Genomic DNA, 22,800 nt, shown 5'->3' on the forward strand with positions numbered 1-22,800 from the left:
GTCGTGGTGGCGCGGCTCACGTTGCGCGTTTGACCTGCGCCCTGTCAATACGGCGGTCCCTGGGCGGGCGGTACACGCCCGGCTTGTCAGTGGTATGCGTCAGAATTGGTGCCAGGGCCAGCGCACGACTTATCGAGGGGCACGCATGTCCGGACTGATCGACACCACGGAGATGTATCTCCGCACCATCCTGGAGCTGGAAGAGGAAGGTGTGGTCCCGATGCGTGCGCGCATTGCGGAGCGGCTGGACCAGAGCGGTCCGACGGTGAGCCAGACGGTCGCGCGCATGGAGCGCGACGGCCTGGTCACGGTCGCCGGCGACCGCCACCTGGAGCTCACCGAGGAGGGCCGCCGGCTGGCGACGCGCGTCATGCGCAAGCACCGGCTCGCCGAGTGCCTGCTGGTCGACGTGATCGGCCTGGAGTGGGAGCAGGTCCACGAGGAGGCGTGCCGCTGGGAGCACGTGATGAGCGAGGCCGTCGAGCGGCGCGTGCTGGAGCTGCTGCGCCACCCCACCGAGTCGCCGTACGGCAACCCCATCCCCGGGCTGGAGGAGCTCGGCGAGAAGGCCGAGGCCGACCCCTACCTGAACGAGGACATGGTCAGCCTGCTCGACCTGACGCCCGGGACGGACGGCAAGACCGTCGTCGTGCGGCGCATCGGCGAGCCGATCCAGAGCGACGCGCAGCTGATGCACACCCTGCGTCGCGTGGGGGTGCAGCCGGGTGCCGTGGTCAGCGTGACGGAGTCGCCCGGTGGGGTGATGGTCGGCAGCAGCGGCGAGTCCGCCGAGCTGGCTTCGGAGATCGCCTCGCACGTCTTCGTCGCCAAGCGCTGACCCAGGGGTTCTCCCCGGGGGCTTCCTCCGGGCCTCTCCCCGCGGTGACCGGCACTGACCGGTGCTGACCGGTGGGTTTACCCTCCGCACGCCGGTTCGCCGTCGGCTCGCCGCCGGTTTCGCCGTCGGTCGTACAGCGGTCGTGCGACGCCCGTCCGCGCGGCCCGCACGGCCCACGCGCGCCGGCCCCGCGCCGCCGCGCGGGCCCACGCGCCTCTCCCGGCGGGGTGCCGGCGGGGCCCGCGGTGTGGTCAACTACCCATTCCCCGGCCGGAGTCGGCGGAAGTCGACGGATCGCGTACAGACGCCCCCGGGGCGTGTCACGCTGGCGTAGTGGCATATGCGCTCGCGCCGCCGACCAGGGAGGGGAGCCGATGAGGCACGGGGTGCTCCACACGCGGCCCGCGTCTCCTGAGGCGCGTGCGCCGCTTGCGGTTTCCGCCGGGATGGCAGGCACGGCGCCCGCCCTGGCAGCGGCCCGCGTAGCCGGCGGGACCGTCTCCGTCCGGTTCCTCGCGGCACGCAGGCCCTCGTCCCCGCGCCCGGCCAAGGGGCGGTCACGGCGTACGCAGGCCCCGACCGGGGCGCCGGCCACGAGTACGGGTGGGCGGGACTGCTCGGCGGGAGCGTGGCACGTGATCGTGCCCGCCTGCGCGGTACGGGCGCCGCACGGGGTGGTGGCGTCCGTCGGGGCGCTGATCGAGGGTGTGTCCGCCCGTCCGATGGCTGCGCGGACCGCCATCCTGCCCGTCTGCTCGGTACGGGCGTCGTACGGAGTGGTGGTGTCGGTCGGCCCGCTGGTCGAGGGCGGGTCCGCCCGTCCGGTGGGGGTGCCGCGCGCGACTGCCCCCGCGCGCTCGGCGCGCACGCCGCATGGGACACGGGTATTGGCGGGTGCGCTGCGGGCAGGCCGGCCTGCCCGCCACGCGCAAGCGCTGCGCGCGACCGCTCCCGGGTGGCCGGCGGGGGGCCCGCGCGGGGTGCGAGAGGCGGGCGGTGCGTTATGCGGCGGCGCGTCGACGCGGCCCGCAGGGGCGCCGCTCACCGGACCACCGCGCCCCGCGGGGCCGCCAAGCATGACAAGGGCCCCGGCGCCCTCGCGGGCGGCCGGGGCCCCGCCTCCCCGTATTCCCCCTCTGGCGACCCGGGGCCCCGAGCTCCCAGGGTGCGCCTCGCGGACCTGTTTCCCCGAGCGGTCCGCGCCCGAGTCGATTTCTCCCCTTGGCGACGACGGTCAACCCTCGGCCCCGGTCACTCGAACGAGGGGTGTTGAGCGCGAGAACCGTCCCACTCGAAAGGGGGTTCCATAAAGTGCAGCTGTCCGGGGGTGAAGTGGGGATGCCAGGAGTGATGGCGCGGCGTATCGATGTCAGTGGGAGCGGTGGAGTGCGGCTCGCCGCCTGGGAGTTCGCCGACCGGACGCGGACGGTCGACGCGCTGGGCGGCGCGCCGGTGCACACGGTGCCGGCCGTGGCCCGGGGACGGGAGCCCGGCGCGGGCGGGGTCCTGCTGCTGCACGGGCTGATGGGCCGCGCGGCGCACTGGGCCGAGACGGCCCGTTGGCTCTCCGCCCGGTACCGCGTGGTGGCCCTCGATCAGCGAGGGCACGGGCGCAGCGAGAAGCCCGTCGGGGGCCCGTACGTGCTGGACGCGTACGTCTCCGACGCCGAGGCGGTCGTCGAGCGGCTGGGGCTCGCCCCGGTCACCCTCATCGGCCACGCGATGGGCGCCCTCACGGCCTGGCGGCTGGCGGCGCGCAGGCCCGACCTCGTCCGGGCCCTCGTCATCTGCGACATGCGCGCCTCCGCGCTGGGCGCCGCCACCCAGCGCCGCTGGGGCGAGTGGTTCAAGTCCTGGCCGGTGCCCTTCGCCACGCTGGCGGACGTCCGCCACTGGTTCGGCCAGGAAGATCCGACCCTGGACCGTCCGGCTCCCGCCCGCGGCGACTTCTACGCCGAGGTGATGGCCGAACGCGCGGACGGCTGGCGCCCGCTCTTCTTCCGCCGCCAGATGCTCATGGCCCGCGAGGCGTACGCCCACGACGCCCACTGGGAGGAGCTGGCCCTCGTCGAGTGCCCCGCCCTCGTCGTCCGCGGCCTGGACGGCGAACTCGGGCGTGCCGAGGCCCAGGAGATGGTCCGCGTCCTCCCTCAGGGCCGCTACGCCGAGGTGGCCGACGCCGGCCACTTCCTCCACTACGACCAGCCGGCCGCCTGGCGCCGCGCGGCCGAGCCCTTCCTCCGCGCGGCGGTACCGGTGTAACGGCGGCGCGAGGCTCCGGCCTCGCCCCGCCCCCCACGCCCGTGACCTGCCGAAACGTCTGCCGAAGGAGACGCCTCGAAAGGGCCGCGTCCGCACGCCCCGAAATAATTCAACGGGCGTTGACATTCCTCCGCCCGAGGTGTGCACTGGAAGGGAACAGGTCGTAGGAACACCGGCCATAGGAGGCCGTCATGTCCGCTCGTGCCAACCCCTCCGCCCCCTCCACTCGGTCCGCCCGCACCGAGCCCTCCGCGGACGTCCTCGTCGTCGGGGCCGGCCCCACCGGCCTGCTGCTGGCCGGTGATCTCGCCGCCTCGGGCGTGAACGTCGTGCTGCTGGAGCGGCGGAGTACGGAGTCCAACCTCACCCGGGCCTTCGCCGTACACGCCAGGACCCTTGAGGTGTTCGACGCGCGGGGCCTCGCCGAAGCGCTGATCGCCACGGGACACCTGATCGACGGCGTCCGCCTCTTCGGGCGGATGGCCATCGACCTCACCCGGCTGGAAACCCGCTTCCCGGGCGTGCTGATGACCCCGCAGTACCACGTCGAACGCCTCCTCGAGGAGCGCGCCGTGGCGGCGGGCGCCGACATCCGGCGCGGCGTGCGCTGCACCGGACTGCGGCAGGACGCCGACGGGGTCGAGCTGGACGTCGAGGAGGCGGACGGCACCGCGCGCACCCTGCGGGCGCGGTACGCGGTCGGCACCGACGGCGTGCACAGCACCGTCCGGCGGGCGCTCGGCATGCCGTTCCCGGGGCGGGCGGTGCTCGACTCCGTGATGCTCGCCGACGTACGGCTGGCCGCCGCGCCGCGCGAACTGCCCGCGTTCCGGGGCGGCGCCGAGGGGTTCGCGTTCGTCGTCCCGTTCGGCGACGGCTGGTTCCGGATCATCGCCTGGCGGCGCGGCACCCGGCTGCCCACCGACGCCCCCGTCGACCTGGAAGACCTCAAGGGCGTCACGCGCGCCCTCTTCGGCACCGACTTCGGCGTCCACGACGCCCGTTGGACCTCCCGCTTCCACAGCGACGAGCGCCAGGTGCCCCGCTACCGCGACGGCCGGGTGTTCCTGGCCGGCGACGCCGCCCACGTCCACTCGCCCGCCGGCGGCCTGGGCATGAACGCCGGCATCCAGGACGCCGCCAACCTGGGCTGGAAACTCGCGGCCGTCCTCCAGGGCCGGGCCGGGGAAGCCCTGTTGGACAGCTACCACGACGAGCGCCACCCCGTCGGCACCCAGGTGCTGCGCGTCAGCGGCGCCATCGTCCGCGCGGTGCTGTTCGACTCCCCGCTGATCCGGGGCGTGCGCGACGTCGCCACCCGTGTCCTCCCCTTCGCTCCCGCGGTGGGACGCCGCATGGCCCGTACGGTGTCCGGACTCGCGGTCGCCTATCCCGCACCCCCCGGATCCCACCCGCTCACCGGCCGGCGCGTGCCCGACCTGCCGCTCGTCGAGGCCGGTGACGGACCCACCCGCCTCTACGAGGCACTGCGCGCCGGCACCCACCTCCGCGTCCTGCCGCGCGACACCGGCCCCGACGTCCCGCCGGCCCCGCCCGGCGCCCTCACCGTCACCCGCGCCGACGCCGAGCGGACGGCCCTGCTCGTCCGCCCCGACGGCTATGTGGAGTCGGCGGAGGAACTGCCGCCGAGCTGGTCCCTGCCGGAGGCGGGGACAGGCGCGGAGGCAGGTGCGGGGGGAACGGTGGAAGCGGGAGAGGAGCCGACGGCGTCCGCCGGACCGGAGGCGGCGGAACGGAACGCCGTCGTGGCGTGACCGCTCTGCGGCGCGCGGCCGGAGTGAGCGGCCGTATCCGGTGCCGCCGGCCGCGGGCCGGGCACCGCACCGGTACGCCGCCTCACGGCCTCACGAAAGGAAGCCGACCACTCCGAACCCCGGCATCCGGCCCGCCGCCCGCATCCAGCCGACGCACTCCTCGATCACCTCCATCGTCATGGGGTCCACGGCCCGCCGCTGCTCCTCCGTGGTGGCCTCCCACTGCGCCAGGCCCTTGGCGCACTCCTCCGCCGTCCACTCGCCGTAGCCGGGCAGGTCGGTGAACGGCAGCGGGTCGGGGAGGGAGTAGGTGAGCTCGGACACGGAGACGGCGGTGATGCCCAGGCCCGCCATCGCCTCGTCGAGAACGGGCAGCCACGAGGCGCGTATGGGACAGAAGTTGTTGTTGGGCAGGCGGTAACCGGTGAGTTCGCAGAGCCGCTTGTACGCGTAGCCGTACTGGGAGGCGAATCCCTCGTCGAACGGACCGCCATTGACCACCGCCTCCAGGGCCTGGTACGCGGTGGGGGCGCCCCGGCGTATCTCACTGCTGAAGTAGGAGTCGTCGGCGGCCAGATCGGCGCCGAAGTTGTCACGGACGGCGTGCAGCAGCCCCTCGTCGCGGCAGCCGATGAAGGCGCGCGCGGCGGCGAGGTCGAGCAGCGTGAAGGACATCGCGGAACTCATGGAACCACCGTAGACCCGGGCACTGACAACGCCCCGGGCCCACGGTGGCACCCCTGCCGAGCATCCCTGCGAGCAGCCCTGCCGAGCCGCCCCGCCGCTCCTGCACTTCGCTCACTACGCCTCGCTCACTACGCCTTGCTCACCGCCTCCAGGATCTCCGGCAGCCGCCGCGTCATCCGCGTCGCGGCGAACCGCAGCCCGGCCCAGGCGACCAGCGGCCCGTACACGATGCCCAGCGGCAGCACGGTCCACAGCAGCCCGTGCCCGTCCGCCAGATGCAGACCGATCGTCAGCCCGATCAGGGGCGCGCACACCGCCATGCCGACCAGCGACCAGAGCGTGCCGAGCCAGGCGATGCCGGACTGGCCGGGGGCGATGTTCTTGAAGGCGTGGTCCTGCGGCACGGAGTACGGGAACCGCACCGAGGCGATGGCGCCCGTCCCCAGGAACGCCCCCAGTGCCGCCAGGCTCAGACCCAGCACCTCCGGGCACTGGTCCCATCTGCCGGTGATCACGGCCATCACCAGGACGAGCGCGACGAGATAGGGCACCGAGACCAGCGTCAGCGCCAGCGCGCGCCCCCGCAGCTCGGCGAGCGCGTCACGCGGCGAGCCGATCGTCTGCAGGACCATCCAGAAGGCCGGGCCGTCCAGACCGAGCTGGTTGTACATCAGACCGGTCAGCATAAGGACCGGAACCGTAATGAAGTACAGATTGTGCGAGCCCTGCACGATGTTGATCAGCGGGATCGCGACGCCGATGCCCAGCGTCGACCCCCAGGTCGTCTTGATCTTCGGATCGCGCCAGGCGTAGCGCAGCTGCCGCTGCGCGGCCGTGCCCACGCGGCCGGCGGGCAGCAGGCGGGCGAGGCCCGCGCCGGCCCCGCGCGCCTTCTCCGGCTTCGCCGCGGAGACGAGGGTGGAGGAGTCCGGCGAGGTCATGACCTTGGTGAGGGTGCGCTGCCACCAGAGCAGCAGGACGGCGAGCAGAGCGGCGGTCAGGGCCAGCTCCGCGGCGACGAGACCGTACTCGCCCTCGCCCGCGGCCCGTACGGCGTCCAGCGCCGAGCCCGGCGGGATCCAGCGCGTCACATCGGCCACCGGCTCCAGCCTGGCCAGTCCGGCCTCGCTCAGCTTCTGCACCGCCAGGTTGACGAGCTGTGCCCCGACGCCGACGATCACGCCGCTGAGCAGCGCGAGATCCTTGCCCTTGCGGCTGGACAGCAGCTGGACGTTGGCGGTGGCGACGGCCCGGGTCAGGGCCACGCACACCAGCAGTGTCAGCAGCACCGCGGGCACCGCGACCGCGAACGCCGCGGCCCCGTGCGCCGTCGCGATCACCGAGCCGATCAGGATCAGCAGGGTGAACGCCGGGCCGATGCCGATCAGCGAACTGACCAGCAGGGCGGCGATCAGCGGCGCGGGCCGCAGCGGCAGCATCACCAGCCGTGTCGGGTCCAGGGTCTCGTCGCCGCCGGGGAAGAACAGCGGCATCACCGCCCAGCCGAGCGCGACCAGCACCGCCAGCGGCACGGTGAACGCCGCCGCGTGCTCGGTGCCGCGCAGGGCCGCCAGGCCGAGCAGCTGGAGCGCGCCGAACAGGCCGACGAGGACGATGGACGCGATGAAGACGGCCTTGCGCTTGTTCGACTGCCGCAGGCCGTTGCGCAGCAGCGTCAGCTTCAGGCGGGCGAAGAGCGGGGTCAGTGAGAGCAGAGGGGCGGGGGAGGCGGCCGCGGTGGTCATCGGACGCCGCCCAGCCAGTCGAGCTCCTGGCCGTCGCTCGTCCCGCGGGCGCCCACGAGGTCGAGGAACGCGGCCTGGAGCGTCGGCGCCTCCCCCCGAACCTCCTCCAGGGTGCCGTGCGCGCGGATGCGGCCCGCGGCGAGGACGGCGACCCAGGAGCAGAGGGACTCCACCAGCTCCATCACATGGCTGGAGAAGACGACCGTGGCGCCGGAGGCGGTGTAACGTTCCAGCACCCGGCGGATGGACTGCGCCGAGACCGGGTCGACACCCTCGAACGGCTCGTCGAGGAACAGGACTTCGGGGTTGTGCAGCAGTGCCGCGGCCAGCCCGATCTTCTTGCGCATGCCGGTCGAGTAGTCGACGACGAGCTTGTGCTGCGCGCCCGCGAGGTCGAGCACGTCGAGGAGCTGGGTGGCCCGCTGGTCCACCTCGTCGCCGGGCAGGCCCCGCAGCCGCCCGGTGTAGGCCAGGAGTTCGCGTCCCGACAGCCGCTCGAACATCCGCAGCCCCTCGGGCAGCACGCCGATCACGGACTTGGCGGCGGCGGGGTCCTCCCAGACGTCGCGTCCGGCGATCTCCACGCGCCCGGAGTCGGGCCGCAGCAGACCGGTGACCATCGACAGCGTGGTGGTCTTGCCCGCCCCGTTCGGCCCGACGAGCCCGATGAACCGGCCGGCGGGTATCTCCAGGTCGATGCCGGCCACCGCCACCTGTTCGCCGAACCGCTTCCAGAGTCCCTCGACGCGTACGGCCGCGGATGTCGCTTCCCGTGCCACTGCCATCCCTCGTTCCTGGTGGTGCCCGGGGGCGGCAGGCCCCGCCCCCGTCCTCAGCGTAGGGGCGGCCGGGGACGGAAGCAGGTGACAAACGTCAGGGACTTCCGGACGCGGCGGGTCCCGGTCCGGAAGCGCTCCGGGGCACCGGCCGCTACCGGCCCCGCGCCTCCGCGGACTGTCCGCCGCACGCGTAGGCGAGCGCGCTGACCAGCTCCTCCGCGTCCGGCAGCCAGCGGTTGGCGGCGGTGGGCTGGCGCGCCCACTGCACGGCGCCGCGGTTGCCCACCCGGCTCGGCGGTGCCACCACGTAGTCGCCCTCGCCCCGTGCCACCAGGTCCAGCGAGGAGGGGCGCCAGCCCAGCTTGCGCGCCGCGTCCGCGACCTTGAGCGCCCCGCCCGGGAGGACGAAGAAGAGCATCCGGCGGAACGGGGTGCTGGTGATCGGCCCCAGCTCGATGCCCATCCGCTCCATGCGGGCCAGCGCCAGGCAGCCCGCGGACTCGGAGACGTCCAGGGCGTCGAACGTCCGCCCCGTCGGCAGCAGGACCGCGGCGCCCGGGTGTTTCGCCCACATCCGGCGCGCGCCGACCGCGCTCCCGGTGGCCTGCGTGGCCCAGTCCGGCCGGGCCGGGTGGACGCCGGGGGCGGGGCAGTCGAGATCGCCGCAGGAGCAGCGTTCCCGGCCGTCCACGGCCTCCAGCCAGGTCCCGGCGAAAACGTCCCAGTGCCGCTCCTCCGCGTACCGCACCGCGGCGTCGAGGACGCGCTCGCCGCGTTGTTGGGGAATGCGCGGGGTCCCTACTCCGATCGTCTCTTCCACGTTCATCACAACTCCCCTTGTCACCAGGGGTTACGGGCCGTGTCGGGGGTGCATGGGGGCAGCGGGGATCAGCACACGGGGCGCACGGATGCATGTGCGGGGGCGCAGAGGCGGCTTCGCCCCGGGAGGGGGGTAGCCACCTGCGAGGCGGAAGCCGGCACAGCCGACGCATTCATCAACGCTCTGGCATCAATACGGGAAAGTCCGGCATTCTCAGGACATTGGGGGGAAAGATCGCAGAGGAAGGCGCTCTCAGCTGTCCCAGCTTCTCCGTATCTCGCGGGGCCCTTCGCGAGTTCCTTCGTGAAGGACTCCGTACCCGGCCCCGCGAAGAGCTCCGCGAAGTCCTTCGCGAACGCATAGCAGTCTCAGGGGGTACAGATGGCCGCACGGCCACTCGTCACGCGGCAGCCGAACGAACGGCTGCAGGCGCTCATCCAGGAGGCCGGCTGCTCCAACGCCGGCCTGGCGCGCCGCGTCAACATGTGCGGCGCCGAACACGGCCTTGATCTCCGTTACGACAAGACGTCCGTCGCCCGCTGGCTGCGCGGTCAGCAGCCCCGCGGCCGCGCCCCGGCCGTCATCGCCGAGGCGCTCGGCCGCAAGCTGGGCCGGACGGTCACCATCGACGAGATCGGCATGGCCAACGGCAAGAACCTCGCCTCGGGCGTGGGCCTGCAGTTCTCCCCGACCGTCATGGGGGCGATCGAGCAGGTCTGCGAACTGTGGCGGAGCGACGTCGGCCGGCGCGACTTCCTCAGTGGCACCTCGGTGGCCTCGTCCGCGCTGGTGGAGCCCAGCCGCGACTGGCTGATCACCGGCGCCGACCCGCAGGTCGCGCGGAGCGCGGGCGCCCGGGTCGGGGTGTCGGACGTGGAGGCGGTCCGCGCCACCACGGAGGCGCTGGTCGAGCTCGACCACCGGTACGGGAGCGGGCACGTCCGCCCGGTCGTCGTCCACTACCTCAACAGCGTCGTCTCCGGGCTGCTCGCCGGCTCGTACCGGGAGGCGGTCGGGCGCGAACTCTTCGCCGCCGTCGCACGGCTGACCGAACTCGCGGGCTACATGGCCGTCGACACCGGACAGCCGGGACTCGCCCAGCGCTACTACATCCAGGCCCTGCGGCTCGCGCAGGCCGCGGGCGACCGCGGGTACGGCGGCTACGTGCTCGCCGCCAGCATGAGCCACCTCGCCGCGTCGCTCGGCAACCCGCGGGAGATCGCCCAGCTCGCGAAGGCGGCGCAGGAGGGCGCCCGGGGGCAGGTCACGCCACGGGTCGAGGCGATGTTCTACGCGGCGGAGGCCCGCGGGCACGCGCTCCTCGGCGACGCCCGGTCCTGCCAGACGGTCGCGGCCAAGGCCGTCACCAAGCTCGAACAGGCCGACGGAGGCATCGACTCCGGCGACGACCCGTCGTGGATCCGGCACTTCGACCGCGCGTACCTCTCGGACGAACTGGCCCACTGCCACCGCGACCTGGGCCAGTCCGAACCGGCCCGCCGGCACGCGGAGGACGCCCTGGCCAACCACTCCGAGGGCCGCGTCCGCCGCCGCGCCATCGGCCTCCTGCTGCTCGCCACCGCACATGTGCAGCAGCGTGAGGTCGAGGAGGCGTGCGCGACGGGCACCCGGGCCCTGGAGCTCCTCGGCACCCTGCGGTCCAACCGCGGCGCGGAGTACCTGGAGGACTTCCAGCAACGCCTCCAGCCGTTCCGGGACGAGCCCGCGGTACGGGACTTCGGGGCGCGGATGGAGATGCAGGCGGCCTAGCGGCTCAGTGGCTCAGCGGCTTGGCGGAAGGGGGGGCCGAACCGCCGGGCGGGCCGAACGCGGCCCGCCCGGCGTTCGAGGACGACCGCGCGCAGCGCGGTTCCGGGGGCCGGGGCAGCGCCCCGGGAATCGGCGGAGGGGTGGGACCGGGGCCTCACCCCCCTCAGGCCCGCCACGTGGCCTGCCGTCAAGTCACCGGGTAGCGTGAGCCGCCGTTCCGTACCCGTACAGCATGAGGAGTCCCGGTGACGCAGAGCGGACAGGGAAACGAGCCGCAATTCCCTGCGACCCCGCCGGGCGGGCAACGGACGCCGCTGCCACCCGAGATGCCTCCGCCCGGCGCCGGCGCGGCGTCCCGAATACCCGGCGCGCCGGTTCCCCCGCAGGGTCTGGGACCGGCGGCGCGCGCCTTCGACCCCGTACCGCCGCCGCTGCCGGGACGCGCCCCGGCGCCCGAGTACCTGCCGCCCGTGGCGGGCGCGGGCGTCGGCGGTGCCGAGGGGGAGCCGGCCACGCAGTACTTCCCGCCCCTCCAGGAGCCGTCGGCCTCCGGGCCGGCAGGCGACGGGGAGGCGACGCGCTACCTGCCTCCGGTCACTCCTTCCAGCGGAGTCGCTTCGGACTCCGCCGCCACGCAGTACCTCCCCCCGATCCCCGGCGGGCCCCCGGCCGGCCCGCCGTCGGACGCGGCGTCGGCCGCCACGCAGTTCCTGCCGCCGGTTCCCGGCGCGCCGAACGCCGGTCCGTCCGCCGGTGAGGCGGCCACGCAGTACCTCCCGCCGGTCCCCGGCCCGTCCGCCGCCGGTTCGCCCGCCGGGGAAGCGGCGACCCAGTACCTGCCGCCGGTGCCGGGCGGTCCCGTCGGCGCCGGGCCCGACGCGGCGTCGGCCGCCACGCAGTTCCTGCCGCCCGTCCAGGGGGGCGCGGGGAACGCCGCCGCTTCCGGAGACTCGTCCGCCGCCACGCAGTACCTCCCGCCGGTCGCTCCCGGAGCGGCGGGCGCGGCGGGCACGGGCGCCCCCACCCCCGCCCAGGCCGCCGGCGACCGCAGCTCTCCGCCCGCCGAGTTCGACACCCTCTTCCGTCAGTCGGCCGCCGCCTTCCGCGAGACGCCCGCACAGCCCGGCCCAGCGGCAGCCGCCGCGGCGACGCCGTCCGGCCCCGCGGGCCCCCGCGTGCCCGCCGCCGCCCAAGCCGGCCGGCCGGGCCCCGGCGGCCCGCGCGTCCCCGGCCCGCCGCCCGGAGCCGCCGCCGGCTACGCGCCCCCGCCCGCCCCGGCGAAGCCGGCCCGCTCGGGCCGGGGCCGGAGCGTGGCCGTGATCGGCGGCGTCGTGGCCGGCTGCGCCGTCGCGGGCCTCGCCACCGGCGCGTTCTTCTGGGGCGGGGGCGACGACAAGGACAAGGGGCAGGAGCCCCAGAAGGCCGCCTCGGTCACGACGGAACCGAGCGCCCCGGCCACCCCCGACGGCACCAAGAGCAAGAAGCCCAAGCCCGCGGACCCGGCGGAGGGCCAGGCCAAGGCGCTGGACGCGCTGCTCCAGGACAGCGGCAGCAGCCGGGGCGCCGTCGTCCAGGCCGTCGACGCCACCCGGAACTGCAAGGACCTCGGCAAGTCGGCCGGTGACCTCCGCGACGCCGCGAAGGACCGGAACGGCCTGGTCGACCGGCTGCGCAAGACGCCCGTGGACAAGCTGCCCGGCCACGGCGACCTCACCGCGCAGCTGACCAAGGCGTGGCAGTCGTCCGCGTCCGCCGACACCCACTACGCGGCCTGGGCCGATCAGGTCGGCGGCAAACACGGCTGCCACAAGGGCCATGCCCGTCCCAGCAAGGAGGCCATCGCCGGCGACCGGGCCAGCGGTGAGGCGACGGCCGCCAAGAAGCGGGCGGCCGACCTGTGGAATCCGATCGCGAAGAAGTACGGGCTGCCGCAGCGTCAGTGGACGCAGCTCTGACGCCGTCCGGCACCCGGGGACACGATGCCGGAGCGGGAACGTACGATCGATCGCTGTGCAAGGTTCGGAGAAGTCTTCCCGTCGCGGCCGTCGCTCGACCACCATGGACGGCATGCCGCTCAATGACATGCCATGGTGGCGCTGGCGGGCGAACGTCCGCTCGGCGCTGCACATGCTCTCGGACCCGGCCTTCCAGCAGGAGTGCTGGCTGACCGGGCGTGAAGGGTACGGAGACGTGACGGACGCCGTCTACCGCCTGGTCGAGGACACCTGGCTGGACAACTGGTCGGCTGAGAAATACGTCGGAACGGTGTTCCGCGACTCGGGCGAGGCCGCCCTGGTGGACGTGGCGGTGCTGCGCGTCCTGCGGATCATGCACCAGGTCGGCGCCGACGCGCCGGTCTCGGCCTACCTGGAGCACCACGGCTGGCCCGAGGCCGTCCGGGCGGCCCGCGAGGCGCACGTCCGGCTGGCGGCGGGGGACGGGGACGACCCGGACGTGCCGCCGCGGTCCCTGCCCGTCCTGGCCGTCCTGACGAAGGTCTGACCCGGGCGGCGCGCCCGGCGGGGGCCGGACGCGCCGCGTCGGCCCCCCGCGGAACCGGGTGGTCCGGGGGAGCCCCGCGGGTGTGCGACGCTATTGGGCTATGAACGCCTCGCAGCCGGCGCCGCCCGCGCGGACCGCACAGCCCGACCAGTACGTCCTCACCCTCTCCTGCCCGGACAAGCAGGGCATCGTCCACGCGGTGTCCAGCTACCTCTTCATGACCGGTTGCAACATCGAGGACAGCCAGCAGTTCGGCGACCACGACACCGGGCTGTTCTTCATGCGGGTGCACTTCGGCGCGGAGGCCCCGGTGACGCTGGAGAAGCTGCGGGCCAGCTTCGCGGCCATCGGCGACGCGTTCCACATGGACTGGCAGATCCACCGCGCCGACGAGAAGATGCGCATCGTCCTGATGGTGTCCAAGTTCGGGCACTGCCTCAACGACCTGCTCTTCCGCTCCCGGATCGGCGCCCTGCCGGTGGAGATCGCGGCGGTCGTCTCCAACCACACCGACTTCGCCGAGCTCGTCGGCTCCTACGGCATCCCCTTCCACCACATTCCGGTGACGAAGGACACCAAGCAGGAGGCCGAGGCGCGGCTGCTGGAGATCGTCCGGGACGAGAAGGTCGAACTGGTCGTCCTGGCCCGCTATATGCAGGTGCTCTCCGACGACCTGTGCAAGGAGCTGTCGGGCCGGATCATCAACATCCACCACTCCTTCCTGCCGAGTTTCAAGGGCGCGAAGCCGTACCACCAAGCGCACGCCCGCGGTGTGAAGCTGATCGGTGCCACCGCGCACTACGTCACCGCCGACCTCGACGAGGGCCCGATCATCGAGCAGGAGGTCGAGCGGGTCGGTCACGAGGTGACCCCCGAGCAGCTCGTCGCCATCGGCCGGGACGTGGAGTGCCAGGCCCTGGCCCGCGCGGTGAAGTGGCACAGCGAGCACCGGGTGCTGCTGAACGGCCGCCGCACGGTCGTCTTCGCGTAAGGCCGACTCACGGCGGCCCCGGGCCCGCCCGCGTTCGCGGGCCCGGGGCCGTCCCTCTTTCCCGCCGCTACGGGCGTCTGCCTCCCGCCGCTACAGCCGTGACAGCGAGGCCGTGGCGAAGAGGACGTCCCGGATGGCCTCCGGATCCCCGTCCTGCCCGGCAGCGGCCTCCCGCGGCTCTATCCGCCCGGCGGCGAGCCGGCAGAACTCCAGCCCTTCCAGCACCACATGGGCCACTTCCGTCCTCGGTGAGGCGTGGGCGGTGGGGGAGTCCAGGGCGATGTACCAGTGGCCGCCGCCACTGCCCTCCACCTCCAGGTGCAGCGCGCGCCCCGGGGCTCCGGCGGAGGCCAGCACGTGCGGGGGCGGGGCCAGTCCGGCCCGGCGGCGGCCGGCGATCGCGCCCGGCAGCATCCGGGCCGCCAGGTCGATCATGCGGTGCAGATGGGACGGCGCCGGCGGCTCGTACGGGTACGCGACCGCGTCGGCGACGTCCTCCGCGTGCACCCAGCACTCGAAGGCGCGGTCGAGGAAGGCGTCGCGCAGCGGGAGGCTGAACGGGCCGTACTCGACGCTCGTGGCGGCTGTGGGCGCTGTGACCTCGGCGTTCCCACCGCTCTCGGCGCTCCCACCATTCTCGGCGTTCCCACCGCTCCCACTGCTTCCCGCGGCGAAGGACGCGCTCCTTATCAGGGCGCGGCTCTGGTCGCGCCAGGCCGCGTGGGCGCTGCCGGAGGGCCGGCCCTCCTCGGCCGTCCAGAGGGCCTCGGTGCGTCCGTCCGGTGTCACCGGGACGCGGCCGGCGGGCGCCTCCGCCGCTCCGCCGCCGGACAGGACGGCCACCGCGGCGGCCGGCGCCGGCACCGGGTCGGGCAGACCGAGCGAGCCCGCGACGAGGCCGTCCACCGCCGTGAGGTGACTGATCACGGCGGCCACGCTGACCTCCCGTTCGGCGGACCGGCGCCCGTCGAACCAGGCGAGCCGCACCGGCGCCCGCCAGTCCTGCTCGCCGATGTCCCGCAGCAGGGCGTCGAGGCGGGCCGTCTCCGCCTCGTACGGCGCGGCCCAGCCGGGCACCGGGATCCGGGCCGGGCGGCGGCCGAGGCAGTGCGCGAGCACCCGGGAGCGCAGGGACGGGTCGAGGTCCAGACTGTCCTCGGGGTGGAGTAAAGCGACCGCGTCCCGCAGCCGGACGGCCTCCTCGGCGCGGGATGCGGCCGGGTGGGCCGGGACGGACCGGACGGCCGGAGCGGGTGCCCGGTCATCGCGGGCCTCCGCCGGAGGAGGGCGGCGGGCCGGCCGCGCGATGGCCCGGTCGGCGGGGTCCGTGGGCGGTGGAGAGCAGCTGGAGCCCCAGGCGCAGCCGGCGGCGCGCCTCGTCCTCGGTGACGCCCAGGCCGGCGGCGGCCCGGCGGTAGTCGAGGCGGCGGGTGTAGGCGAGGTCGAGGGCCTCGCGCAGGGGTGCGGGCATGGAGCCGACGATGTAGTCGGCGCGGGCGGCGGCGGAGGCCGCGCGGACGCGTTCGTCGATCTCCTCGGGGGTGGCCGGCCCGCCGGGGCCGTCGCTCTCGGCGCGGCGCAGCCGGGCGACGGCCTGCCGGTGGGTGAGGTCGGCGAGCCAGGAGCGCAGCGGGCCCTGCCGGGGGTCCCACTCGCCGGGATGCTCCCAGACGTGGCCGAAGACGTCGCGCGTGACCCGGTCGGCGCCGGCCTCGTCGCCGAGGACGCGGTGGGCGAGGCCGTGCACGAGGGAGGCGAAGCGGTCGTACAGCTCGCCGAGCGCTGCCGCCTCGCCGTGCGCGAGCCGCTGCTGCATCCTCCGGTCCCACCGTGGTGGTGCGTCCGTCGTCATCCGCCCCTCCTCCCGTGCGTCGTCTCGACGCCTGCACTTCGCAATGTAACGGGAGGGTCCGACAACGGGCGCTCGTTCGGACGGAAATCCGGGCAACTCCGGGGAAGATCGGGGAAGCGCGGGCGCGGGGCCGCCGTGGGTGGTAGGGCTTGACGAGCCGGGGGCACGGCCGGCCGCCGGCCCGGGGTCCCGGGTGGCCCGGCCCGTCTCCGCAGGTGGTGCGGGGGACGGCGATGGTCCGTCGGCCGTCCACCGGGCGTTCGGTGTTTGACCGGACATGCTCGAATGTGCCGATGTGTTATGCGGGTGTGACCGGATCCGGGGGGAGGAAGGGTTCGGGCTGGGCATAGGGTCAGGGCGGTGGTTTATGCCAGGCGGCAATTCGCGGCGGATCCGGCTACCGGATGCCCGAGGGTCGTACGACCGTCGCGGAGCGCACGGGACGGCGGCCACACCGCGGAAGGGCTCAGTCCGGAATTGCGCCGGAAAGCGCGAACAGCCGGCGGACCGAGTGGAAGGGCTCGAACGCGTGACGTTGAAGGTGTGGGAGCGCGACCAGGGGAACTGGGCCGTGCTCCAGGTCAGCGGCGAGATGGATCTGGTGACCTCCCCGGCGGTCCGGCAGCGCGTGCACGACGCGGTGGCGGAGGGCCGGCGGAGTCTGGTGCTCGACCTCGGCGAGGTGCGGTTCTGCGACTCCAGCGGGGTCGGCGTGCTGATCGCCGCCCGGCGTCTGATGCGCTCCTGCCAAGGACGGCTGCGGTTGATCCTGCCCGCCCAGGGGGCGGTCGAGGGATCACACGTCAACAGGGTGCTCGCCGCGCTCGGCGTGCGGCGCCTCTTCGAGGTCTACCCGGACCTGGCGAGCGCCACCGCCGAGACCGACCCCCTCTCGGCCTGAAACGGCCCGCCGCGTCACGGCCGAACAGCCACCCCACGCCGCCCGGCGCCGGGGCGGACGGGCACGCCCGGAAACGGCGAACGCGACGCACGCGACCGGCCATAGGCCACGGTCCGTACGACATACGACCGCTCCGCCGGGCCGTACGGTGACCAGCGCCCGGCGCCCAACGGTGATCAGCGCCCGGCGCCGAACGGTCACCGGCTCCGGGGCTGTACGGTCACCGGCTCCCGGGCCGTACGGTGACCAGTGCCCGGGCCGTACGGTGATCAGCGCCCGGCGCCGAACGGCCGCCGGCGCGCGGTAGCGGACCGTCGCCACCGCGCGGCAGCACACGGCCACCCGGTGGGGCAGTCACCCGCTCGACCTCCCGCGGCAGCCGCACCTCATCCCCCGGTGGCAGCCACCGCACGCCCCCAGCGGCACCCACCGCACGTCCCCCCAGCCCGGACGTCGCACGTCACCCCCCTTCTCGGCAGCGCCCCTCACCCCCTCGCGGCAGCGCCCCTCACCCCCCGCGCGGAAAGCGCGCCCGCACCACGAATCCGTCGTCCTCCGTCCGTGACGCCTCCAGCGTGCCGCCGAGGCTCTGTGCGCGCTCCCGTAGTCCCACCAGGCCGTGGCCCCCGCCGGGCAGCCCGGGGGCCGGGGCGGTGGCGTCGGCGGGGCCGTTGCGTACCTCGACGCGGAGTCCGCCGTCGGGATCGTCCACCCGTACCCGCACCTTCGCCCCGGGCGCGTGCTTGCGCACGTTCGTCAGCGCCTCCTGCACGGTGCGGAAGGCGGCCCGTTCGACCGCGTCCGAGCGTTCGGCGGCCGGGTCGTACGCGGCCTCGTACGTGACGTCGAGCGCGCTCAGTTCGATCAGCCGCGGCAGGTCGGCGAGCTTCGGCTGGGGCGTCAGCTCCTCGGTGTCCGCGCCCGCCGCCCGCAGGATGCCGACCATGTGGCGCAGTTCGTCCAGCGTGCGCACGGACAGCTCGCGGATGGTCCGCGCCCCGGCACGGGCCTGGGTGTCGGCCGTGCTGACCTGCACGGCCCCCGCCTGAAGGCTGATCAGGCTCACCTGATGGGCGACGACGTCGTGCATCTCGCGGGCGAGCCGGGCGCGCTCGGTGGCGAGGACCCGGTCGGCGAGCAGCCGGTCCTCGCGGGCCCGGCTGCGGGTCAGTTCTTCCAGCCGGGCGGCCAGTTCGCGGCGGGTCCGGGAGAGGAGCCCCATCGCGATCGGCGCCGCCGCGATGACGACCGCGTTGATCGCGTCCAGTGCCAGCCCGCGCGGATCCCCGACGGGGAGGTCGGAGACGGGGTAGGGGAGGAAGTGGACGACGGCGAAGAGCAGCCCGGTGACGCCCAGCAGGCGCCGGTCGGGCCGGCGCGCGGCCGCCACCGTGTAGAGCGCGATCAGCGGCGCGAACCAGATGTAGCCGACGTAGAAGCCCGGCAGAACGACCAGGAAGACGGCCACGGGGAAGCGCCGCCGCCACAGCAGGGCCACGGCGGCCACCAGGGAGAGCGACAGGGCGAGCCCCGGTGTCACCCCGTTGACCAGGAGGGCGTCGGCGACGGCCAGCGCCACGGGCGCGACGAGCGGCACCCAGGCGGGCCGGCTCCGCGCCCGGGGGCTCACCGGATGCCGTCCCCGGGCCGTGGCACGGGCACCAGCCCCGCGCGGTCGGCCACGACGGCCGCCTGCACCCGGTTGATCCCGCCGAGCTTGCCGAGGACCGCGCGGACGTGGTCCTTCACCGTGCTGGGCGCCAGGCCCATGCGCTCGGCGATCTGCGGGTTCGCCAGTCCGGCGCCGACGTGGGCCAGGACCTCGCGCTCGCGCGGGGTCAGGCTGCGTACCGCCTCGGCGGCCGACGCCCCGGCGCCCGCCGCGAGGTAGCCGCCGATCACGGTCCTGGTCACCCCGGGGTCGAGCACGCTGCCCCCGGCGGCGAGCGTCCGCACGGCCCGGACGAGCTGGTCGGGGTCGGTGTCCTTGAGCAGGAACCCGGCCGCGCCGCCGCGCAGCGCGGCGGCCAGGTACTCGTCGGCGTCGAAGGTGGTGAGCATGGCGACGGCGGGCGGCTCCGGCGCGGCCCGCAGGGCGCGCAGCACGGTCAGCCCGGAGACGTCCGGCATCCGCACGTCGAGGAGGACGACGTCGGGCGTGCGGGCGAGCACGGTGGCCACGGCGTCGCCGCCCCCGCAGTCCGCGACGACGTCGATGTCCGGGGCCGTGCCCAGGATCATCCGCAGTCCGGACCGGACCAGCTGCTCGTCGTCCACCACAGCGACACGGATCAACGCCCGCTCCCTCGTCCCTTTCACACCAGGAGCCCCGGAGGACTCCCGGCACCTTCCAGCCTGCCGTACCGGCGCGGGGAAAGCGGAATTCAATACTCCACCGGCCGACCGCGACCGGCGGACCGGGTGGATTTCCCTCCCGGTCTGCCGTCCGGCAGAGTGCTGCCCATGCTGCACCATGCCGGGTCCGGCCCTCGTCCGCCGTCCCGCGCACGGTACGTCCGTATTCTGCCCGCGGCGCTGGCCTGCGCCTTCCTGGCCACGGCCTGCGGTGGCGGAGGCGGCGGCGGGCGGCCGGACGACGGCCCGGCCCCCCGCCCGGGCGGCGGGGTGACCGTCTCCTACCGGGCGGCCGACAGCGGAGACGCGGAGCACCTGGCCTTCCTGCGCCGCCGCCGGCTCGCCGAGCGGGTCGCGGACGACCTGAACGCCACGCTCCGGCTGCCCCGGCGGATCGCCGTCGTCGGCCGCTCCTGCGCGGAGGACGACGTCCCCGAGTACGACCCGGAGACCGGGCGGGTCGGCCTCTGCTACGGCTACGTCGGCGAGGTCCGCGCGATGTTCCGCGCGGCCCACGACCCGGACGTGCCCGGCCGCACCGCCGGAGTGATCACCGAGACCCTGTACCACGAGGTCGCCCACGCCCTCATCGACCGGCTGGACCTGCGGTTCACCGGCCGCGAGGAGGACGTCGCCGACCAGTTCGCCGCCTACCGCCTGCTCGCCCAGGGCGCCGAGGGCCGGGCCGCGCTGCGGGCCGCCGCCGACAACTACGCCCAGTACGCCGCCGACGACCCCCCGGACGGCGACCCCAGCGACGAGCACGCCCCCGACGCCGTCCGCAGCGCCAACTACCTCTGCTACCTCCACGGTTCCGCGGGCGGCCGCGAGCCCGTCGACGGCAGACGGCTCACCCGCGAACGGGCCGAGCAGTGCGCGGACGAGTACAGCGCCCTGCGCCGCGGCTGGGACGCGCTGTTGAAGCCGTACGCCGTACGCGGCGAGTGATCAGCTCGTCCGGCGTTCGCGACCCCTCCGGGCCCCGACCCGGTCACTCCCGGTCACCCGCACGGCCGCCGCAGCGGTACCGGCGGTGCCGGGCCCAGCGTCGTCGTACCGGGCGCGGCCCGGTGGCCGAGCCCCGTCCGGTAGGCGTTCAGCGCCGCCTCCGTGCGTCCCGTCCGCCGCAGCAGGTCCCCGAGCAGCCGGCACAGGTCCGCCAGGTCGCCGGCCGCGCCGGTGCGTTCCAGCAGCGACAGGGCCGCGCAATAGTGCTCCTCCGCCGATTCGGTGTCGCCCCGGTCCTCCGCCATCAGGCCGAGCAGCCGGTGCGCCCCGCCCGCGTGCACGGCGCCCCGTTCGTCGCCCAGCGCGGCCGGGGTCAGCAGCGGGGCCAGCAGAGCGGCCGCCTCGTCGGCCTTGCCGCGCCGCCGCAGCACGTCCGCGAGTTCCACCTCCACCTGCACGGTGAACAGGGGTGCCCGCTTGGCGGCCAGCATCGCGCGGGCCGTGCGCAGTTCGCGCTCCGCGGCGCCCAGCCGCCCGTCCTGGGCGTGGACGTAGCCGTGCGCCCGGTGGCAGTGTGCCAGTTCGGTGCGGATCCGCCGGCTCCGGCACAGCTCCCGGGCCCTGGCCAACGCGGTGCCGGCCTCGGCGAACCGCCCCTCGACGACGAGCGTCCTGGCGGCGCCCCGCAGGGCGCCCGCCACCAGTACCGGATCGTCCACCTCCGCCGTGAGCGCCAGCGCGAGCTCCGCGGCGCGCGCGGCCCGCACGTACGCCCCGAGGTCGACGTACGGCGCGATGGCCGTGGTGTGCAGGGCGAGCAGTGCCCGTGGGTCCCCCGCGCCCGCGGTGCCCGGCTCGTTCAGCTCGTCCAGCGCGGTCTCCAGCAGATGGCAGCAGTACCGCAGTTCGCCCGCCAGCAGGTGCGCGGTGGCGCGCCCCCGGCGCGCGGGCGCCCGGCACGCCGGGGGCGCGTCCGCGAGCAGCAGCTCCGCCTCCGCGAAGTGGTCGCGCGCCTCGCTCAGTTCCCCGGCCTCCAGGGCGCAGTCCCCGAGCCCGACGAGCGCCGCCGCCCGCTCGGTGACGAGACCGAGCCGGGCGGCCTCCTCCTGTAGTACGCGAAAGATCTCGGCGGCCTCCGCCGCCGCTCCCCAGTGCAGGACGTCCCGGGCCTCGGCGAGGCGCGGGACGATGTCGTCCGGCTCGTGGGCCGGTATCCCCTTCGTGCTGTTCTCGGCCACTTCAACCCCCCGGTACATGACGCCGTCGTCCAGGTGGCGGGTTGCGTCCGCACAGGGTCATCCATGCCCGGAACGGGACCGCCGCACGGCGATCCGCCCTATTTCGCCAACTCCCGTTCCAGGGGCGCGCGGAACCGGGGGGTGACGCGTACGTCGCCGATCCACGCGGTCAGCCGTTCCGCCTCGGCCCCGACGGCGGCGACCGCCTCCCGGCCCACGTCGGCGAGCAGCCGCCACACCACCTCGCCGTCCGCGCGCTGCGCCCACGCGCCCACCACGCGGCCGTTCCACCAGACGGTGGGGCCCGCGTTGCCGGCGCGGTCGAAGAGGGCGGGGACGTGCTCGGGCGACAGGTACCAGTCGCGTTGGCGCCAGCCCATGGTCGTCGGGTCCAGGCCGGGCAGCAGGGCGGCCCACGGCTCGGCCGGGGGCGCCTCCTCCTCCAGCTGGCCGGGCAGCGCGCGGCCGGGCCCGCAGTCCAGCTCCACGTCCACCGCGCCCGCGTCGGCGAGGGCCTTCCGGGTGTCGCCGAGCGACCAGCCGGTCCACCACTTGAGGTCCGTCTCGGTCCCCGGCCCGAACGAGTCGAGCCAGCGGCGCGCCACTTCGGCCTTGGACTCCCGCACGGGCGGCTCGGGGAGCGGTGCCACGGCGGCCCAGGGGAACATGCTGCTCGTCCAGGAGCCGCGCGGCCGGGCGCGGCGGATGTGGCCGTCGGCGGCCAGCAACCGCAGGACGCGGCTGCCGACGCTCTGCCGCGCGGCGTAGGGCTTGTCCGGGGACGTCAGGAGCGTCTCCCGCAGCGCGGGCACGTCCTTGTTGAGCTCGGCCGTCGTCGCCTCGCCGCGGACCGCGAGCGCTTCGAGGGCGGCGCGTTCGGCTGCCGCGAGCCGGTCCTCGTCCCAAGGCGCTCCCTCCTCGATGTTTTCGCGGAGGTGTTTCACCAATTGCGCGCGCTCGCGGGCGGCGATGACCCGTGCGGTCGACGAACCGACGTACGGGGCGAGTTCGGTGGTGACGGCGAAGAGGGTGCGCCGCATGGAGAGCAGCTTCACCAGCGTGACGTCCTCGTACAGCGCCCGGTCCACCTCGTCCGCCGTGGGCTTCGCCAGCCGGGCGCAGACGGACAGGTACACGGTCGCCGGGTCCGTCGCGTGCAGGGCCACGACGGCGTCGGCGACCTCCTCGGCCGAACCGGCCCGGCAGGTGGGTGCCAGGAGGTGGCGGCGTCCGATGCGGGCACGGCGCCGGTCGTCGCCGAAGCGGGGGCGGGGGCTGCTCATGGCCGCAGGGTAGAGGGCATGTAGGTCGAATGCCGACCTACTTCGGCGGGCGTC

At 74.7% G+C, this 22,800-nt stretch carries 19 protein-coding genes; 9 read left to right on the forward strand and 10 right to left on the reverse strand.

Going from position 1 to position 22,800, the window contains the following annotated elements; genetic code table 11:
• Window positions 1-145: 145 nt before the first annotated feature.
• The 3 genes from J7W19_RS19490 to J7W19_RS19500 all read left to right on the forward strand — a co-directional run bounded on the left by J7W19_RS19490 (window position 146) and on the right by J7W19_RS19500 (window position 4,875).
• Window positions 146-838: a metal-dependent transcriptional regulator gene (locus tag J7W19_RS19490; RefSeq protein ID WP_004946113.1), complete on the forward strand. Its 693-nt coding sequence runs from the start codon at window positions 146-148 to the stop codon at window positions 836-838.
• A gap of 1,350 nt (window positions 839-2,188) precedes the next feature.
• Window positions 2,189-3,100, forward strand: a complete 912-nt coding sequence (locus tag J7W19_RS19495; RefSeq protein ID WP_040890127.1) for an alpha/beta fold hydrolase — start codon at window positions 2,189-2,191, stop codon at window positions 3,098-3,100.
• A 191-nt stretch (window positions 3,101-3,291) separates the two neighbouring features.
• Entirely contained in the window at window positions 3,292-4,875 is a 1,584-nt protein-coding gene (locus J7W19_RS19500) for an FAD-dependent monooxygenase (protein ID WP_004946117.1), read from the forward strand.
• Window positions 4,876-4,965: 90 nt separating this feature from the next.
• On the opposite strand, the gene J7W19_RS19505 is transcribed toward J7W19_RS19500, so the two are convergent.
• From J7W19_RS19505 to J7W19_RS19520, 4 genes are all read right to left on the reverse strand, one after another.
• On the reverse strand, window positions 4,966-5,562 hold the full coding sequence (locus J7W19_RS19505; protein WP_040890131.1) for a DUF7691 family protein: 597 nt from the start codon (window positions 5,560-5,562) through the stop codon (window positions 4,966-4,968).
• Between the two features lie 128 nt (window positions 5,563-5,690).
• Complete coding sequence (locus J7W19_RS19510) at window positions 5,691-7,307, reverse strand: hypothetical protein (protein ID WP_004946124.1); 1,617 nt, start codon at window positions 7,305-7,307, stop codon at window positions 5,691-5,693.
• Window positions 7,304-8,092: an ABC transporter ATP-binding protein gene (locus tag J7W19_RS19515; RefSeq protein ID WP_040890134.1), complete on the reverse strand. Its 789-nt coding sequence runs from the start codon at window positions 8,090-8,092 to the stop codon at window positions 7,304-7,306. The genes J7W19_RS19510 and J7W19_RS19515 overlap by 4 nt, the downstream gene beginning before the upstream one ends.
• A 145-nt stretch (window positions 8,093-8,237) precedes the next feature.
• Entirely contained in the window at window positions 8,238-8,912 is a 675-nt protein-coding gene (locus J7W19_RS19520; protein WP_004946130.1) for a bifunctional DNA primase/polymerase, read from the reverse strand.
• A 375-nt stretch (window positions 8,913-9,287) separates the two neighbouring features.
• Between J7W19_RS19520 and J7W19_RS19525 the strand changes: the two genes are divergently transcribed.
• The 4 genes from J7W19_RS19525 (at window position 9,288) to purU (ending at window position 14,169) form a co-directional block, all read left to right on the forward strand.
• On the forward strand, window positions 9,288-10,676 hold the full coding sequence (locus J7W19_RS19525; protein ID WP_004946132.1) for a hypothetical protein: 1,389 nt from the start codon (window positions 9,288-9,290) through the stop codon (window positions 10,674-10,676).
• Window positions 10,677-11,002: 326 nt separating this feature from the next.
• Window positions 11,003-12,631: a hypothetical protein gene (locus J7W19_RS19530; protein ID WP_004946134.1), complete on the forward strand. Its 1,629-nt coding sequence runs from the start codon at window positions 11,003-11,005 to the stop codon at window positions 12,629-12,631.
• Window positions 12,632-12,734: 103 nt separating this feature from the next.
• Window positions 12,735-13,178 carry an SCO4402 family protein gene (locus J7W19_RS19535; RefSeq protein WP_040890138.1) on the forward strand — a complete coding sequence of 148 codons (444 nt, stop codon included), beginning with the start codon at window positions 12,735-12,737 and terminating at the stop codon, window positions 13,176-13,178.
• Window positions 13,179-13,278: 100 nt separating this feature from the next.
• Window positions 13,279-14,169, forward strand: coding sequence for a formyltetrahydrofolate deformylase (gene purU, locus J7W19_RS19540; protein ID WP_004946139.1), 891 nt, complete (start codon window positions 13,279-13,281; stop codon window positions 14,167-14,169).
• Between the two features lie 90 nt (window positions 14,170-14,259).
• On the opposite strand, the gene J7W19_RS19545 is transcribed toward purU, so the two are convergent.
• On the reverse strand, window positions 14,260-15,477 hold the full coding sequence (locus tag J7W19_RS19545) for a hypothetical protein (RefSeq protein ID WP_233478286.1): 1,218 nt from the start codon (window positions 15,475-15,477) through the stop codon (window positions 14,260-14,262).
• Window positions 15,431-16,021 (reverse strand): sigma factor, encoded by a 591-nt coding sequence (locus J7W19_RS19550; RefSeq protein WP_040890141.1) that lies wholly within the window; start codon window positions 16,019-16,021, stop codon window positions 15,431-15,433. The genes J7W19_RS19545 and J7W19_RS19550 overlap by 47 nt, the downstream gene beginning before the upstream one ends.
• Before the next feature lie 529 nt (window positions 16,022-16,550).
• On the opposite strand from J7W19_RS19550, the gene J7W19_RS19555 reads away from it, so the two are divergent.
• A complete protein-coding gene (locus tag J7W19_RS19555) occupies window positions 16,551-16,922 on the forward strand; it encodes an STAS domain-containing protein (RefSeq protein WP_040890171.1) in 372 nt (123 codons plus the stop codon).
• A gap of 508 nt (window positions 16,923-17,430) precedes the next feature.
• Here J7W19_RS19555 and J7W19_RS19560 read toward each other — a convergent pair.
• Together J7W19_RS19560 and J7W19_RS19565 are read right to left on the reverse strand one after the other, a co-directional pair.
• Window positions 17,431-18,552 (reverse strand): sensor histidine kinase, encoded by a 1,122-nt coding sequence (locus J7W19_RS19560; protein WP_004946151.1) that lies wholly within the window; start codon window positions 18,550-18,552, stop codon window positions 17,431-17,433.
• Window positions 18,549-19,217 (reverse strand): response regulator, encoded by a 669-nt coding sequence (locus J7W19_RS19565; RefSeq protein ID WP_040890145.1) that lies wholly within the window; start codon window positions 19,215-19,217, stop codon window positions 18,549-18,551. The genes J7W19_RS19560 and J7W19_RS19565 overlap by 4 nt, the downstream gene beginning before the upstream one ends.
• A 168-nt stretch (window positions 19,218-19,385) precedes the next feature.
• Between J7W19_RS19565 and J7W19_RS19570 the strand changes: the two genes are divergently transcribed.
• A complete protein-coding gene (locus J7W19_RS19570; protein ID WP_004946156.1) occupies window positions 19,386-20,225 on the forward strand; it encodes a DUF4344 domain-containing metallopeptidase in 840 nt (279 codons plus the stop codon).
• A 53-nt stretch (window positions 20,226-20,278) separates the two neighbouring features.
• On the opposite strand, the gene J7W19_RS19575 is transcribed toward J7W19_RS19570, so the two are convergent.
• Window positions 20,279-21,463, reverse strand: coding sequence for an ATP-binding protein (locus J7W19_RS19575; protein WP_004946158.1), 1,185 nt, complete (start codon window positions 21,461-21,463; stop codon window positions 20,279-20,281).
• 98 nt (window positions 21,464-21,561) lie between these two features.
• Complete coding sequence (locus J7W19_RS19580; protein WP_004946162.1) at window positions 21,562-22,746, reverse strand: winged helix DNA-binding domain-containing protein; 1,185 nt, start codon at window positions 22,744-22,746, stop codon at window positions 21,562-21,564.
• Between the last annotated feature and the right edge of the window lie 54 nt (window positions 22,747-22,800).

Origin of the sequence: Streptomyces mobaraensis NBRC 13819 = DSM 40847 (assembly GCF_017916255.1) — a bacterium.
GTDB lineage: Bacteria > Actinomycetota > Actinomycetes > Streptomycetales > Streptomycetaceae > Streptomyces > Streptomyces mobaraensis.